Genomic DNA, 15,357 nt, shown 5'->3' with positions numbered 1-15,357 from the left:
TCACTCGGCCGCCGGAGCCTGACGTTGTCCGAATAGCCGGCGCCACCAGGGTGTCCGGGTGGTGCTCGGGGTCGGGGTCTGCATGGGTTGGGTCAGGAAGTCGAGGACCGGTTCCACCTGGCTGGCGCGGTCGAGCATGGGCGCGTGCCCGCATTCGGGAACTTCCAGGCTGACCAGATCGGGGCGCGTTTCGCGCATCCTGTCTATACTCTCGGCGCTCAGCAGCGTGGAAGTGCCGCCGCGTATCACCATCACGGGGCAGCGGATGGCACGCCAGTCGTTCCAGAGGTCCCGCGGCGTGTCATGGATGAATTGCTCGCCGATGCGTGGATCGTAGTGGTGAGTCCAGCTGCCATCGGGCAGCCGGCGGGCACTGTTCAGCGCCAGTTGCCGCCAGGCAGCGTCGTCCTCTATACCAAACTCGGCGTAGTGGCGGCGCAGCTCGGTTTCCAGTTCACTGAAACGGGTGAAGCGATGGGGAACGGTGAAGTAGGAGGCCAGTGAAGCCAGGCCATCGGCCTCGAGCTCGGGGCCGACGTCGTTGAGTACCAGCCTGTCGATGCGCGATGCAGTGTCCTTGTCGGCCGCCAGCAGCATACCCAGCAGGCCGCCCATGGAGGTGCCGACCCAGGCGGTTCGTTCGAGCTCGAAATGGTCCAGCACCGCCCTGGCGATCGTCATGTAATGCGAGTAGAGATAGTCGTGGGCGGGGTAGAGTGACCAACTGGAGAGTCCCCGCCCTGGGGTGTCGGGAGCCAGTACACGCCACTCGGGGCCGAGCTGGCGCGCAAATTCGCCGAAGTCACCGCCATGACGTGCCAAGCCATGCCAGGCGATGAGGGTTCGGGGGGCGTCCGGGTTCCAGACCCGTACGGCGATTTCCAGTTCCCGGACCTTGAGCAGGGTCAGTTCATCCATTGTAGTGGCATCCTTGTTGGTCTGCGCTACGCTGCTTTGCAGGATAGCCGATACGACGAGGTGTGCTGGCAAACCACAAAATTTTCATACAACTTGCATGAACAGCGATGGACTCATGCTGGAAACATGCGACAATGTATGTAAATCAAGTCCACGAATCGACAAAGGATCTTGCCGATGATGCCTTCTCGTCCCGTGACGCCGCCGAGCCGCGTAGCTCGTCGGGCTCTTCTGCCCATGCTGGTCGCCTCCCTGATGGCGGGCCAGGTGCAGGCCGCCGATCTGCTGACCATCACGCGGGATGCCCTGGACAACAACGCCGATCTGGCGGCGGCGCGCTCCGATACCGACAGCGTAGAAGCCGGTCGTGATGTCGAGCGCGGCGATCTGTTGCCCCAGGTCAACGCCTCCGGGCAGGTCGCCCACAATGAGCAGTTCGAGAGCCAGAGCAGCGCGTTCAGCGCGGGAAGCACACCTTCCGACGATCGCTATAACAGCGCCAGCCTCACGCTGGAAGCGAGCCAGGTGCTGTATGACGCCGTCAACAGTGCCGAGCTCGAGCAGGCCGATCGGCAAATCGATCAGCAGACTTACCAGCTTGCGGCGACTGAACAGCAAGTGTTGATCGATGTGGCCTCGGCCTACTTCGATATCCTGCGTGCGCACGAGATCCTCGAGGCGCGTCGCGCCCAGGAACGCGCCATCGGACGCCAGCTCGAGCAAGCGCGCGAGCAGTTCGACGTGGGGCTGATCGCCGTCACCGAGGTGGAAGAGGCGCAGGCGAGCTATGACCAGTCGCGCGCTGATCGTATCTCCGCCGAAAGCGACCTGCAGGTGGCCTTCGAGGCCCTCGAGCGCTTGACCGGCAAGCGTTACGACAGCATCGAGTCGCTCGAGGACGCCATGCCGGTCACGCCGCCCGAGCCCAGCAAGCGCGATGCCTGGATCGACCTGGCCATGGAGAACAACCCGCTGGTACTGGCGCAACAGGCCGGTGTCGAGGTATCGCGCAGCGGTGTCGACGTGTCCAAGGCGCAACGCCTGCCGGTGGTCAATGCCTTTGCCAACTACCAGTATGCCGACAGCGACAATGACACCCTGGAGGGGGAAGACTCCTCCGCCCAGGTTGGCGTCAAGTTGAGCGTGCCGATCTATACCGGCGGTCGGACCAGCGCCGGGATTCGCCAGAGCACCTATGCCCTGGAGTCCAGCCAGTACAACTTCGAGGCGCAGCGTCGCGATACCATCCAGCAGGTGCGTTCGCTGTACACCCAGGTCACCAACGACGTGGCGACCGTCGAGGCGCGGGCCCAGGCCATCGTCTCCAACCAGAGCGCCCTGGATGCGACCCGCGCCGGCTATGAAGTGGGCACGCGCAATATCGTCGATGTGCTCAACGCCGAACAGAACCTCTACGATGCCATCGCCAATCATGCCGATGCGCGTTACGACTACGTCATCAACCTCCTGACCCTGCGGCAGCAATCGGGCACCCTCGATGTCGATGCCATCGAGGAGGTCAATGGCTGGTTGGATGAAAACCAGAGCGTTTCCTTCACGCTGCCGGAGGAAGGGCGTTACGAGCAGGCGCTGGATATCGGTGAACCCCCCCGGCCCGATGCTTGATATCGCTGGCATCACTTAATGGCATACAGGCATGAATGTATATTTACATTCACGCCTGTATGCGTATAGTCTCTGTCGACTTTCGAAGTGCTCAACGGGATAGCTAGGCATGAAAACGATGATCCACAGGAGTCGGGGCGGGTTGCTGGCACTGGTCTCGAGCCTGTTGCTGGTGGCCTGCGGTCAGGATGAAGGCGGCCAGCAGCAAGCGGCGGGTGGTGACGTGCCGCCCAGGCCGATGCCGGTGATGGAACTGGTACGTCAGGACATTCCCCTGGAAAAGTCTTATCCCTCCAAGTTGCGCAGCGATGAAGAGGTGACGCTGGTAGCTCGGGTGACCGGCTTCCTCGAGGAGCGCAAGTTCAATCCCGGTGACATGGTCGAGAAGGGCGATAGCCTGTATGCCATCGAGCCGGATCTTTATCAGGCCACCGTGGATCAGCGCGAGGCTGACCTGGAAAGTGCCAAGGCCGAGCTCGCTCGGACACAGAGTGATGCGCGACGCTATGAACAACTGCTCAACCAGAACTCGGTGAGCCGCCAGCAATATGACCAGGCCCTGGCCGATCGCAATGTGGCGCGTGCCAGCGTGGCCCAGGCCGAAGCCGCACTGGCAAGTGCGCGCATCGACCTGGGATATGCCAATGTCACGGCCCCGGTGAGCGGTCAGATCAGCCTGAGCCAGGTCAATGAGGGCAATCTGGTGAGTTCCGGTACCGAGCTCGCCACGATCACGCCGCTGGATCCACTGAAAGTACGGTTCCAGCTGCCGCAGGCCGATGCCTTCGCCCTGCGCCAGCAGTTGGCCGATCAGTCGGTGAGCGATATCGGGACGCATCTCGAGCTGACGACGGGTGTCGATCCCTTGACAGGGCAACTGGATTTCCTGGGTTCGCGAATCGATGAAGGCACCAGCACCGTTCAGGCCCAGGCCACGTTTTCCAATCCCGATGGCCAGGCATTGCCGGGGCAGTTCGCCCGGGTTCACCTGGAAGGGCTGAAGCGCTTCGATGTCCTCGCGGTTCCCGAAATCGCTGTCACCCAGGGCCTGATGGGGCCGCAGGTCTTCGTCCTTGACGAGGATGACATTGCCCGGGCTCGCCCGGTGCAGCTCGGCGAGCTGGCCGGTCCCTGGCAGATCCTCAGGGACGGGGTGAAAGAGGGCGATCGGGTTGTGGTCGGTGATCCGGCCGGACTGGAGCCGGGCACGCCCATCGAACCCCAGCCCTTCGATGGCGATGCCGAGGCGTTGATGGCCAAGCAGCAGTCGTCCCAGCAACCGTCTGGACAGCAAGGCCAGGGACAAGCGCAAGGAAAAGGCGGTGCGTCGGCCGGGGATGGCCAGGAGCAGGCATCCGATGAGTCGTCCGCGCCGGCCCAAGAGGATGCGGCGGAATGAATTTCTCCAACTTCTTCATCAAGCGGCCGATCTTCGCGTCGGTGCTTGCCATTATCCTGACGTTGATCGGGTTGATGAGCATGCGGGTGCTGCCGATCGAGCAGTACCCCAGTGTCGTGCCGCCCACGGTCTCGGTCAGTGCCACCTTCCCCGGGGCGGATGCCGAGACCGTGGCCCAGACGGTGGCGGCGCCATTGGCGGAGGCCATCAATGGTGTCGAGAACATGCTCTACATGACCTCGACCAGTGCCGACAATGGCTCGATGAGCCTCAGCGTGGCCTTCAATATCGGCACAGATGGCGATATCAACACCATCAATGTCAACAACCGGGTCCAGGGGGCACTTTCCCAGCTCCCGGAGGCGGTGCAGGATCAGGGGGTGACGGTGGAGCTGCGCTCCAGCTCGATCCTGATGCTGGTGTCGTTGATATCGCCCGATGATGACTACGACCAGGTCTTCATGCAGAACTATGCCACCCTCAACATCCTGGACGAGCTGCGCCAGGTGCCGGGGGTCGGCGATGCCGAAGTGCTGGGTGGCGGTGAGTTCGCCATGCGCATCTGGATGGATCCGGACAAGCTGGCGCAGTACGACCTGACGCCGTCCGAGGTGGCCAGTGCCATTCGTGCCCAGAACACCGAGGTGCCGGCGGGCAGTCTGGCGGCCACGCCTCAATCCGATCCACGCGCCTACACCTATACCATCACAGCCGGTGGGCGGTTATCGAATACCGACGACTTCCGCGATATCTTCCTGCGCACCAACCCCGATGGGTCGGCATTGCGTCTGGATGATGTGGCGCGCATCGAACTGGGAGCCTCCTTCTATGGCATCGATGCGAAGCTGAACGGCGGCACCATGACGCCGATCATGATCAACCAGCAGCCCGGTGCCAATGCCCTGGAAACGGCCCGGGGGGTGGAAAAGGTCATGGATGAGCTGGCCGGTCGCTTCCCGCCGGGGCTCGAATATGTGACGCCTTACGATACGACCCAGTTCATCGATGCCTCCGTGGAGACGGTGTTGCACACCTTCATCGAGGCGTTCTTGATCGTCGGGGTCATCCTGTTCATCTTCCTGCAGAACTGGCGCTTCACGGTGATCGCCATGTCGGTGGTGCCGGTCTCGGTGCTGGCGACCTTTGCCGGTTTCTATGCCTTTGGCTTTTCGATCAACCTGCTGACGCTGTTCGCCCTGGTGCTGTCGATAGGCATCGTGGTCGATGATGCCATCCTGGTGGTGGAGAACGTCGAGCGGGTGCTCAGCGAGGATGAGGAGATCACCGTCACCCAGGCGACGATCCGGGCCATGAAGGAAGTCGGGGGGCCGGTCATCGCGACCTCGCTGATCATGGCGGCGGTCTTCGTGCCGGTGGCGTTCCTTGGCGGTTTCAGCGGCCAGATCTATCAGCAGTTCGCGCTGACCATTGCCGTGTCGGTGGCCTTCTCTGCCTTGATGGCCCTGACCTTCACACCGGCGCTCTCGGCGATCTTCATCAAGCATGACCTGCATCGCAAGGAATCGGCCTTCATGCGAGCGGTACGTACGCCGCTGCGCCTGTTCGACCGGCTGTTCGCCGGCATCACCGCCGTCTACATGTGGGTGGTCAAGGTGCTGGTGCGTTTCTGGGGTGTGGCGCTGTTGTTGACCGCTCTGGTCGGGGCTGGCTCCTGGTGGCTCTACCAGAGCACGCCCTCGACGCTGGTGCCCGAGACCGATCAGGGCATCGTGCTGGCATCGGTGCAGCTGCCGGATTCGGCATCGCTGGAGCGTACCAAGAACTACATGGACAAGTTGAGCAGCGCCATCAAGGATGTGGAGGGCGTGAAGTTCTCCACGGCGGTGGCGGGCTACGACATGCTGACGAGCTCGGTGAATACCGCGCGCGGTATCATCTTCGTCAACATGGAGCCCTGGGGCGAGCGTGACCTGACGGCCTCCGAGCTGATCGGCAAGATAATGCAGTTTGGTGCACAGATTCCGGGCGGTTCGGCCATGGCCTTCAACATGCCGCCGATCGTCGGTCTTTCGACCACGGGCGGTTTCACCGGTTATCTGCAGTCCTACGAGGGGGCATCTCCCGAGGAGCTCTATCAGGCCTCGCTGAAGGTCATGCAGGCGGCTGCCCAGAATCCTGTCCTGAATCAGGTGTTCACGACCTTCAACGTCAATGTGCCGTCCTACGAGGCGAAGATCGATCGGCAGAAAGCGCTGAGTTATGGCGTCTCGATGTCGGCATTGAACTCGACGTTGGGGAATACCTTCGGTAATGGTTTCGTCAACTACTTCAGCTATCAGGGGCGCAACTTCCAGGTCTATCTGCAGAACGAGGATGAGTTCCGCAAGACACCGGACGATATCTCCAGCGTCTATGTGCGAGGTGGCGACGGTGAGCGGATTCCGCTTTCCGAATTCGTGACCATGGAGCGCAAGACCGCTCCGGCGGTGGTGACCCGCTTCGGCGTCTACAGCGGTGCGCAATTCCAGGGCGGGCCAGCACCCGGCTACAGTTCCGGTCAGGCCATCGAGGCCATGGAGCAGATCGTCCAGGACGAACTCGGCGATGGCTGGGGCATGGGCTGGACCGGCACCGCCTATCAGGAAAGCCAGGCCGGCAGCGCCGCGACCATGGCGATCATCTTCGGCATGCTGATGGTGTTCCTGATCCTGGCGGCCCAGTACGAGAGCTGGTCGTTGCCGCTGGCGGTGCTGACGGCCACGCCGTTCGCCTTCCTCGGCGGTATCGGCGGCATCGCGCTGCGCGGGCTCGATACCAGCGTCTACGTGCAGATCGGCATGCTGGTGGTGGTCGGCCTGGCGGCGAAGAACGCCATCCTGATCGTCGAGTTCGCCGAGCTGCAACGCCGTGAGCAAGGCAAGTCGATCCGTGAGGCGGCCATTACGGCGGCGCATCTGCGCTTCCGGCCGATCGTCATGACTTCGCTGGCGTTCATCTTCGGCACCTTGCCGTTGGCACTGGCGACCGGCGCCAGTGACACCAGCAGCCACCACATCGGCACGACAGTGGCGGTGGGCATGGCGTCGGTGGCCATACTCGGCAGCTTGTTCGTGCCGACCTTCTACGCCATGATCGCCGGCGTCACCGATTGGCTGAGGGGCAAGACGCAAGGCCAGGGTGACAGCCGTGACGACGAACCGGCGTTGGAGCACGATACGCGCTGATCATCCGGTGTGATCGAGTGCAGACGGGCATCGCTTCCATGGGAGCGATGCCCGTTTTTTTTATGCGGGGAGTGCAACGCATCGTTCGATACAAATGAGGGGGCGTCGTCCGGGATTATTCGTCTATGCTGATAGATAGAAGAACACTTTGCCGGCTAAATAAGACCGGCTGGAGGAGACGCCATGAACGCTATCATTGATCTTGCCTTGAGCTTTCCGCTGATCGTTTTCACGGTGCTGCTGGTGCTGCTGGCGGTGTATTGGCTGCTGGTGGTGGTGCGCCTGGTGCCCACCGAGCTGTTCGAGCATGACAGTCTCAAGGAGGATCACCTGGCCAGCACCATGGTGTCGCTGGGCTTCGCCGGCGTTCCTGTATCGGTGGCCTTGAGCCTGCTGGTCGTGCTGGCCGGGGCCTTTAGTCTGGCGGTCGAGCTGCTGGTGCTCAGGTGGGTGCCGTTGGGTCTTTTCCGGGTGCCGGTCGGTGTCGTGGTGCTATGGGCATCGTTCGCCGTGGCGTCGCCGCTGACAGCGGGATTGTGCCGACGGCTGCATTGCCGGCTGCATCGTCATCCCGGCCTTTCCCGGCGCTGCCTGCTTGGCGAGCGAGTCCGGGTCACCGGGGTCGATGACGACGGCCGTGCCCGAGCCGTGATGGATGATGACGAGGCTCGGGAGGTCCAGCTGCTGGGCAAGTCGGGCAATCAGCCCGCCTCCGGTGAAACGCGGATCCTGGTCAAGTATCTTCCGGATGTCGATGCCTATCGCTCGGTGCTTGAGCAGGACTATCTGGATGCGCGCACGCGGCTGGTGCGGCTGCATCTGGTCGGCCACCACGAGCCTTCGGAGACGCAGCGGCATGGCCATAACGGTTCATCGCCGTCAGCTTGATGCACTGTCTCGCTCGAACAGTCGAAGCTGGATATCGACCAACTGGGTGCCGTATTTATAGAGGGAGAACGCCTCGGGATCGCGCAGCCAGTCATGGAAGAGGCCACTGAGAGTGGCCTGGAGCAGGCGGGTGGCGTTCTCGGGGGAGAGATCCTCGCGAAGCAGCCCTTGATCCTGGGCCTTGCGGAGATAGATCAACAGGGCATCCAGGCATTCGCTGGCCATCTCGCTTTCCAGGGCGCGGGGGTCGATATCGCTGAAGAATTCGCAGCGATGGAGCAGGGTGGCATGCACGCGTCGATGGCGGGGCTGTTCCAGACGATGAAAGCCCTGCTGGCACCCCAGGCGAATCGCTTCGAGCGGTGAGGCATTGCTCGGGGCGGTTTCCGCCACGAGTTCCTCGAATGGCATCCGCACCCTGTCGAGCATGGCGCGGAACAGGTCGGCCTTGTTGCGGAAATGCCAATAGACGGCACCGCGGGTCATGCCGGCGTGGCGGGCGATCTGCTCCAGAGAAGTGCAGGCGACGCCCTTCTCGAAGAAGACTTCTTCGGCGGCGTCCAGCAATGCTTCTCGCGTGGCCTCGGCTTCGGCCTTGGTACGTCTGGCCATGGGGAACTCGACTCCGGATAGTGCGTGGCATCCATTCTACCCGAGGGGGACGGTTTTTACATTCGTTGGTGTATGGTTGTCGTCATCGCTCGTCTTGAATCGCCATGGAGGGTATAAGACGAGGCAGGAATCTTTTCCGGCAGACAGCAAGGACAGATGATGGCGCGTGCTCCCTTCGAACTGGCCGACATGCGTGTGGCGCCAGGGACCCGGCAACAGATCGATGTCCCCATGGCCAGACTCTACACCCATGCCCCTCTGCATATTCCCGTGGAGATCGTGCATGGACGGCATCCGGGGCCGGTGTTGCTGGTGTGTGGCGGTATCCATGGCGATGAAATCAATGGCGTGGAGATCGTGCGCCGTCTGCTGCATTCGCGGCAGTTGTCGCGCTTGCGTGGCACCCTGATCGCCATTCCTATCGTCAATGTGTTCGGCTTCGTGCAGCACAGCCGCTATCTGCCGGACCGGCGCGACCTGAATCGATGCTTTCCGGGTAGTGAAGCGGGGTCGCTGGGAGGTCGGATGGCGGCGCTGTTCCGCGAGCAGATCGTCGATCAGGCGAGTCATATCATCGACCTGCACACGGGAGCTCTCCACCGTACCAATCTGCCGCAGATCCGTGCGCAGTTGACGTCGTGTGACGAGACTGAGCGCATGGCCAGTGCCTTCGGTGCACCGGTCATCCTCAATTCGGAATTGCGTGATGGCAGTTTGCGTCATTATGCGCAGAGCCGCGGCATACCTGTGTTGACCTATGAGGCCGGTGAAGCGCTGCGCTTCGACGAATGGGCAATCACTCCCGGTGTACGGGGCGTGTTGAGGGTGATGCGGCGTCTCGGCATGCTGCGTGGCGAGCAGCGGCGCCGCACGCCGCCTGCGGCGGAACGGGCGACCGGCTCAAGCTGGGCGCGGGCGCCGATCGACGGCATTCTGCGTCCCCAGGTACGGCTCGGTGCGCGGGTTGCCAAGGGAGAGCGGCTGGGGCGCGTGGCCGACCCGTTCGGCAATGCCGAAGACGAGGTGGTGTCGATGGCCGATGGCATCGTCATCGGCATGGGACGGCTGCCGCTGGTCAATGAAGGCGAAGCTCTGTTCCATATCGCGCGCTTCGATGTCATCGAGGAAGCCGAAAATGCCGTGGAAACCTTTCAGTCGAGCCTGGAGCCACCACCCGACCCGCTCTACTGAGTCAACGGATCAGCCCGCCAGGGCGGGCTGATCTTCTGCCACCAGGCCCAATGCATCATCGAAGACCGCCAGGCCGGCGCCGTCACGGTGGGCGTTCTCGGACAGGTGACGGCGGAAGCGGCGGCCGCCCGGACAGCCCTGGAACAGGCCCAGCAAGTGGCGAGTGAGGTGGTTGAGTCGGGCACCTTCCTCGAGCCGTTGGGCGATATAGGGACGCAGGGCGCGTGCCGCTGAATGGCGATCCTCCGCCGGGTCCGGCTCGCCATACAGGCGAGAATCCACCGAGGCCAGCAACCAGGGGTTCTGATAGGCTTCGCGGCCGACCATCACGCTGTCGACGTGGGCTAGTTGCGCCTGGCAATTCTCCAGGGTCTTGAGGCCGCCATTGAGCCCGATGTGCAGTTCGGGGTGTTGTGCCTTCAGGCGGTGGATGCGTGGGTAGTTGAGCGGCGGAACGTCACGGTTCTGCTTGGGCGAGAGTCCTTCCAGCCAGGCCTTGCGAGCATGCACGATAAAGGTGCTGCAGCCAGCATCGGCGACACGCTGGATGAAGTGCGCGAGGTCGGCGTCTTCATCCTGGTCGTCGATGCCGATTCGGCACTTCACGGTCACCGGAATCGACACTGCCGCCTGCATCGCCTTGACCGCCGCGGCGACCTTGTCGGGGTAGGCCATCAGGCAGGCGCCGATCAGATTGTTCTGCACGCGGTCGCTGGGGCAACCCACATTGAGATTGACCTCGTCATAGCCCCACGCCTCGGCAATTGCGGCACACTCGGCGAGCTCGCCGGCGTCGCTGCCGCCCAGTTGCAGGGCCAATGGATGCTCGATAGCGTCATAACCCAGAAAGCGCTCGCGCGGCGACCCATACAGGATGGCGCCGGTCGTGACCATCTCGGTATAGAGCAGGGCATGGCGCGTCAGGGTCCGGGCGAAGGCGCGATAATCGCGGGTCGTCCAGTCCATCATGGGTGCCACAGAAAACCGACGAGCCCCATCTGCAGCGTTATTCATCGACATATCAGCTAGTTACCCTTCGTGCCGGTGTTCGACCGATCACGTTTAATATCCTTTCATGCCGCCCACAACCGGACTTGGTGCGCCTTATGCGTATCAGGTATGGCGCAGCGTCTGTTTCCCCATGGTCGAGTGGTACTCCATGGGTGATATGCCGGCAGTGCGGTGTTCAATGGCGGGTATTGTACGTAAGAAGGGCTATTCGGCCCAGACCAGAACGCTTCGCCACTAAGGACGGGGGGGGGGCCTTCTAGGCCACGTTGTCGGTTCATGCACCAGGGATGCCAGGCTCTCACCGCCGTGACGATCGCGTGCGTGATGGGGCTTGGCTGCGTTTTCGGCGCGAGATGTGGCCTGAGCGTGGGCCATCGCCGGGTGGCCGCGATGAAACATTCTTGTGCTACTGCGGTCATTGCAGTAACTTGGGAATGTATAGGTATGTACCCTATTTTATCCTCTCTTGGGTTGATGCGCTTGTCTATGCGTCGTTTTGTCACTGCTTGTCTGGCCTTCCTGGTTTTCGGAGCCATGCTCTCGACGTCGCCTGCAGGCGCGGGGGAAGTGCTGACTGCAGACAAGACGCTGGCAACCTGTGCGTGTGGAGAGGTCGCTCCTGCGGCAGTGCTGCCGGATACAAGCGATGGGGATATCGACGAGCTTGCAGGGCACGTCTTCCTTGCATCGAGAATCACTCCCGCGTCGGGTGTGGTGTCGCCGCTTTCTTCGGAAGGCCTTCGCCAGCGCTCGGCTCAGTCCATTCGGGCTCCGCCACAGCACCTCTGAATTCTTCTCTTCGACATCCTGGCTCGTCGTGAGCCGTTTTTGAGAATGCCCCGCGTGTCTTGTCAACGTGGGCTCTATTCAGAGGTTTGCCAAATGAAATTCTTGCCCTTGTCACGTCTCGATACTGCCGATCATCTGGTCACTCCCCAGGAATTCTTCGATATCGAGGGTGGTTCTCCGGCCCTCAGCCTGATGATGGACTTCCGGCAGCATCACCCTCATGCCATCAGTGCTTCGATGCCGGCACTCTGGGCCGCCAGCCTGATGGAGACTGAACAGGTGGATTGCAAGCTGGTGGTCGATCACCAGCGGGAATTCATCGGCCTGTTGACTCAGGAACGCCTCTCGGAGCAGAGCCTGATTGCTGCCCAGGCGAAGTTCGGTATTGACCGCAAGAGCCTGACCGTTGCTGACTTGATGCTGCCCCGTTCTGCCATGCCGGCACTGAACTACGACGACCTGGTGAGAGCTACCGTGGCAGATCTGGTGGCGACGCTGCGTGAGGCGGGTGAGCCCTATTGCCTGGTGCGGGATAACGCGCATCACCAGATCCGGGGGTTGATCTCCGTGGGAGAACTGTCTGCCCGTCTGCATCAGCAGGTGTCACTCAAGCCCCAGGTTTCGGTGCTCAAGGTGCTGGATGCACATGGTTGACAGGAAGTCTTTCCTGGCCGGATGAGCGGGTCTGCCCGGGCCCGCTCAGGCGTCGCGCTCCGTCCTTTATGGGAGCGGAGCGTGCCTGCTGGCTGACGCTCATCAAAGTGTATCGGAAGAGGCGGGGTGGAATGATAGTCTGACAGTTCATCCTCGGGTCGAGGGAGCATGCATGAAAGGATGGCGTCGGGTCATGGTGGGGATCATGCTGTCGTTGCTGGCGGGATGCGGCAATGGCGAGGAACAGGATGATGGATCTGCCGAACGCCTCGGTGGGGTCGCCCAGCCGGAAGAGGAGCATGATACGGAGCCAGCGCCCGAGCAGGAGCCTTTCGATCAGGAGGTTGCCCTCGGAGTGTCGGTGAGGCTGGATGAAACGAGTCGGTTGCGGGTCGAGGGTACGACCAACCTGCCGCCGGGCACTCGATTGCGTGTGATGGCCCAGCGGAATGCCAGTGGGGTGAGTTGGCGAGAGAGCGTCGTGGTCGAGGAGGGCGGTTTCGCCGCAGGCCCATTCGGGCCGGGAAGTGGCCTTCCGGAAGGCGCTTATCGCATTCGCGTGACGATGCCGCCTGCCAGTGTGCAACCCGCTTCCGTGCAGTCCAGGCTGGGACGGCAGGGAGAGCATCTGAGCGGGCCTTTCGTCGTGGGCACCCAGCATGGCCAGGGGCAGGTCATCGAGGCGCAGTGGTCCTTGCGTATCGAGCCGGGCGGTGTGCAGATGACGCCATGAGATCCAGGGCCGGGTATCGAGAATGAGCCTGCGGATGTGCTGCCGGGGGTTGGCCAGGTGCGTATAATGTGGCCAATCGCCCTGATGGCTGGGGCTACTTTTCATCGACCGGACCTAGGACGACATGACCGTACGTACTCGTATCGCGCCATCTCCCACCGGGGATCCCCATGTGGGCACGGCTTATATTGCCCTGTTCAACCTTTGCTTTGCCCGCCAGCACGGCGGCCAGTTCATCCTGCGCATCGAGGATACCGATCGTCTGCGATCCACCGCCGAGTCCGAGCAGATGATCCTCGATTCTCTGCGCTGGCTGGGGCTCGAGTGGGATGAGGGGCCGGATGTGGGTGGTCCTCATGGCCCCTATCGGCAGAGTGAACGCGGTGATATCTATGTCGAGTATGCCCGGCAATTGCTCGATGCCGGTCATGCCTTCAAGTGTTATCGCACCAGCGAGGAGCTGGACGCGCTGCGCGATGAGCGCAAGGCAGCCGGCCAGCACCTGGCGTTGAAGCCCGATGACCTGGCCTTGCCCGAGGCAGAGGTTGCGCGTCGCGAGCGTGAGGGATGGCCCCATGTGGTGCGCATGAAGGTGCCGGCCGATGGCACCTGCGTGGTCGAGGACATGCTGCGCGGTACCATCGAAGTGGACTGGGCGCAGGTAGACGCGCAGATTCTGCTCAAGTCCGACGGCATGCCGACCTATCATCTGGCCAATGTGGTCGACGACCATTTGATGGGGATCACGCATGTGCTGCGCGGGGAGGAGTGGATCAACTCTGCACCCAAGCACCAGTTGCTCTATGAGTACTTCGGCTGGCCGATGCCGTCGTTGTGCCATATGCCGCTGCTGCGCAACCCGGACAAGTCGAAGCTTTCCAAGCGCAAGAATCCCACCTCGATCAACTACTATCGTCGCATGGGCTTTCTGCCCCAGGCGGTGGCCAATTACCTGGGCCGCATGGGTTGGTCGATGCCCGACGAGCGCGAGAAATTCACCCTCGACGAGATGATGGCGCATTTCGATATCCAGCGCGTCTCGCTGGGAGGGCCGGTCTTCGATCTGCAGAAGCTGACCTGGCTCAATGGGCTCTACATTCGCGAGGATCTCGATGACGATGCACTGCTGGAGGCACTGAAGGAGTGGGCCTTCAATGAAGACTATGTGCGCCAGATTCTGCCCCAGGTGCGCCCGCGGGTGGAGACCCTGTCCGAAGTGATGCCCCTGGCCGGGCATTTCTTCTCCGGGCTGCCGGCGATCGACGAAGAGAGCTTCGCCCGGGTCAAGCTCGAGCGTGAGCCCCTGCTCAAGCTGTTGCAGTTCTTGGTCTGGCGTTTCGAGGTCGTCCCGGCCTGGAACAAGGAAGCCCTGCTCGGTGAGGTGAAGGCGCTGTCTGCCCATTTCGAGCTCAAGATGAAGGAATTCCTGGCACCGGTCTTCATCGCCATTACCGGTTCGCCCTCGAGTACCTCGGTCATGGACGCCATGGCCATCCTGGGGTCCGACATGACGCGCGCGCGCCTGCGCCACGCCATCGAGGTGCTGGGCGGTGTTTCCAAGAAACAGGCCAAGCGCTTCGAAAAGGAATACCGGGAGCTGTAGGGCGCAGCTGAGACGCCTGCCAGCAGGAAGAGCGGCGCCTGGCGTCTCGAGAGGGAAGGTTTCAAGCCTTCCCTTTTTCATGCTTCGCTCTTTGCCTGAAAACATGTTGACGAAGAGGCGGGTTCTGAGTAATATACGCCCCGTCTTCACGAGATGTGGGGCCTTAGCTCAGCTGGGAGAGCGCAACACTGGCAGTGTTGAGGTCAGCGGTTCGATCCCGCTAGGCTCCACCACCATCTCATTTCGAAGTCAATGCGTCCCATTCGTCTAGTGGTCTAGGACACCGCCCTTTCACGGCGGTAACAGGGGTTCGAACCCCCTATGGGACGCCACTCCCTCTTGATTTTTCCCTGGCTCGTGACCTCTCACCGAATGGGTGATGGTGGGTCGTGCCATGGTGTTCATGCCGCTCGCGGCATGCGCATGCATCTCACTCAAAGCCTCTAAAGCCTGATTTCGGGCTTGACTTGTCCACGTCTTCTGTTCCTGTTGTCCAGCGAGTCCCTGGCCTTGCCGCCAGCCCGCATGGTAGTGGGCTTCTCTGAGAAATCCTTTTAAATCAATGGCTTGTCATTGGGTTAAAAATTGATCAATTTAAGAGCGACCCGCTGTTCATGGCGATTCAGGGACGTTTTGGAAAGGTTTTGAACAGGGTTATCCACAGAATGTGTGGAAAAGGCTTCAGGGGTGCTGGAGGGCGCCGAGCAGGAGGATAGCGGGGTGTTGTTCCTCCTGCTTGGAGAGGTAT

Annotated in this window: 11 protein-coding genes and 2 tRNA genes; 10 read left to right on the top strand and 3 right to left on the bottom strand. The window is 61.9% G+C overall.

Annotated elements, in window-relative coordinates:
* Positions 1–918 (bottom strand): alpha/beta fold hydrolase, encoded by a 918-nt coding sequence (locus tag HELO_RS11740; RefSeq protein ID WP_013332885.1) that lies wholly within the window; start codon positions 916–918, stop codon positions 1–3.
* Between the two features lie 177 nt (positions 919–1,095).
* Here HELO_RS11740 and HELO_RS11735 point away from each other — a divergent pair, with 177 nt between their 5' ends.
* The 4 genes from HELO_RS11735 (at position 1,096) to HELO_RS11720 (ending at position 8,016) form a co-directional block, all read left to right on the top strand.
* Positions 1,096–2,544 carry a TolC family outer membrane protein gene (locus HELO_RS11735; RefSeq protein WP_013332884.1) on the top strand — a complete coding sequence of 483 codons (1,449 nt, stop codon included), beginning with the start codon at positions 1,096–1,098 and terminating at the stop codon, positions 2,542–2,544.
* A 109-nt stretch (positions 2,545–2,653) separates the two neighbouring features.
* Positions 2,654–3,943, top strand: a complete 1,290-nt coding sequence (locus tag HELO_RS11730; RefSeq protein ID WP_013332883.1) for an efflux RND transporter periplasmic adaptor subunit — start codon at positions 2,654–2,656, stop codon at positions 3,941–3,943.
* Positions 3,940–7,128, top strand: coding sequence for an efflux RND transporter permease subunit (locus HELO_RS11725; RefSeq protein WP_013332882.1), 3,189 nt, complete (start codon positions 3,940–3,942; stop codon positions 7,126–7,128). The genes HELO_RS11730 and HELO_RS11725 overlap by 4 nt, the downstream gene beginning before the upstream one ends.
* A gap of 183 nt (positions 7,129–7,311) precedes the next feature.
* Positions 7,312–8,016, top strand: coding sequence for a hypothetical protein (locus HELO_RS11720; protein WP_013332881.1), 705 nt, complete (start codon positions 7,312–7,314; stop codon positions 8,014–8,016).
* Here the strand turns inward: HELO_RS11720 and HELO_RS11715 are convergent.
* Positions 8,008–8,628: a TetR family transcriptional regulator gene (locus HELO_RS11715; RefSeq protein WP_013332880.1), complete on the bottom strand. Its 621-nt coding sequence runs from the start codon at positions 8,626–8,628 to the stop codon at positions 8,008–8,010. The two genes, HELO_RS11720 and HELO_RS11715, sit on opposite strands and share 9 nt — an antisense overlap.
* A 159-nt stretch (positions 8,629–8,787) precedes the next feature.
* Between HELO_RS11715 and HELO_RS11710 the strand changes: the two genes are divergently transcribed.
* Positions 8,788–9,819, top strand: coding sequence for a succinylglutamate desuccinylase/aspartoacylase family protein (locus HELO_RS11710; protein WP_013332879.1), 1,032 nt, complete (start codon positions 8,788–8,790; stop codon positions 9,817–9,819).
* A 9-nt stretch (positions 9,820–9,828) separates the two neighbouring features.
* Here the strand turns inward: HELO_RS11710 and dusA are convergent, their stop codons facing one another.
* Positions 9,829–10,839, bottom strand: a complete 1,011-nt coding sequence (gene dusA / locus HELO_RS11705) for a tRNA dihydrouridine(20/20a) synthase DusA (RefSeq protein WP_013332878.1) — start codon at positions 10,837–10,839, stop codon at positions 9,829–9,831.
* Between the two features lie 873 nt (positions 10,840–11,712).
* Here dusA and HELO_RS11700 point away from each other — a divergent pair.
* From HELO_RS11700 to HELO_RS11680, 5 genes are all read left to right on the top strand, one after another.
* On the top strand, positions 11,713–12,273 hold the full coding sequence (locus HELO_RS11700) for a CBS domain-containing protein (RefSeq protein ID WP_013332877.1): 561 nt from the start codon (positions 11,713–11,715) through the stop codon (positions 12,271–12,273).
* Positions 12,274–12,445: 172 nt separating this feature from the next.
* Complete coding sequence (locus tag HELO_RS11695; protein WP_013332876.1) at positions 12,446–13,006, top strand: hypothetical protein; 561 nt, start codon at positions 12,446–12,448, stop codon at positions 13,004–13,006.
* Between the two features lie 124 nt (positions 13,007–13,130).
* Positions 13,131–14,609, top strand: a complete 1,479-nt coding sequence (gene gltX, locus HELO_RS11690; protein WP_013332875.1) for a glutamate--tRNA ligase — start codon at positions 13,131–13,133, stop codon at positions 14,607–14,609.
* Positions 14,610–14,766: 157 nt separating this feature from the next.
* Positions 14,767–14,842 (top strand) — tRNA-Ala (locus HELO_RS11685).
* 23 nt (positions 14,843–14,865) lie between these two features.
* Positions 14,866–14,941, top strand: a tRNA-Glu gene (locus HELO_RS11680).
* Positions 14,942–15,357: the final 416 nt, after the last annotated feature.

The organism is Halomonas elongata DSM 2581 (assembly GCF_000196875.2).
Taxonomy (GTDB): domain Bacteria; phylum Pseudomonadota; class Gammaproteobacteria; order Pseudomonadales; family Halomonadaceae; genus Halomonas; species Halomonas elongata.
The sequence above is the reverse complement of the archived record's forward strand: the minus strand, read 5'-3'. Positions and strand labels throughout refer to the sequence as shown.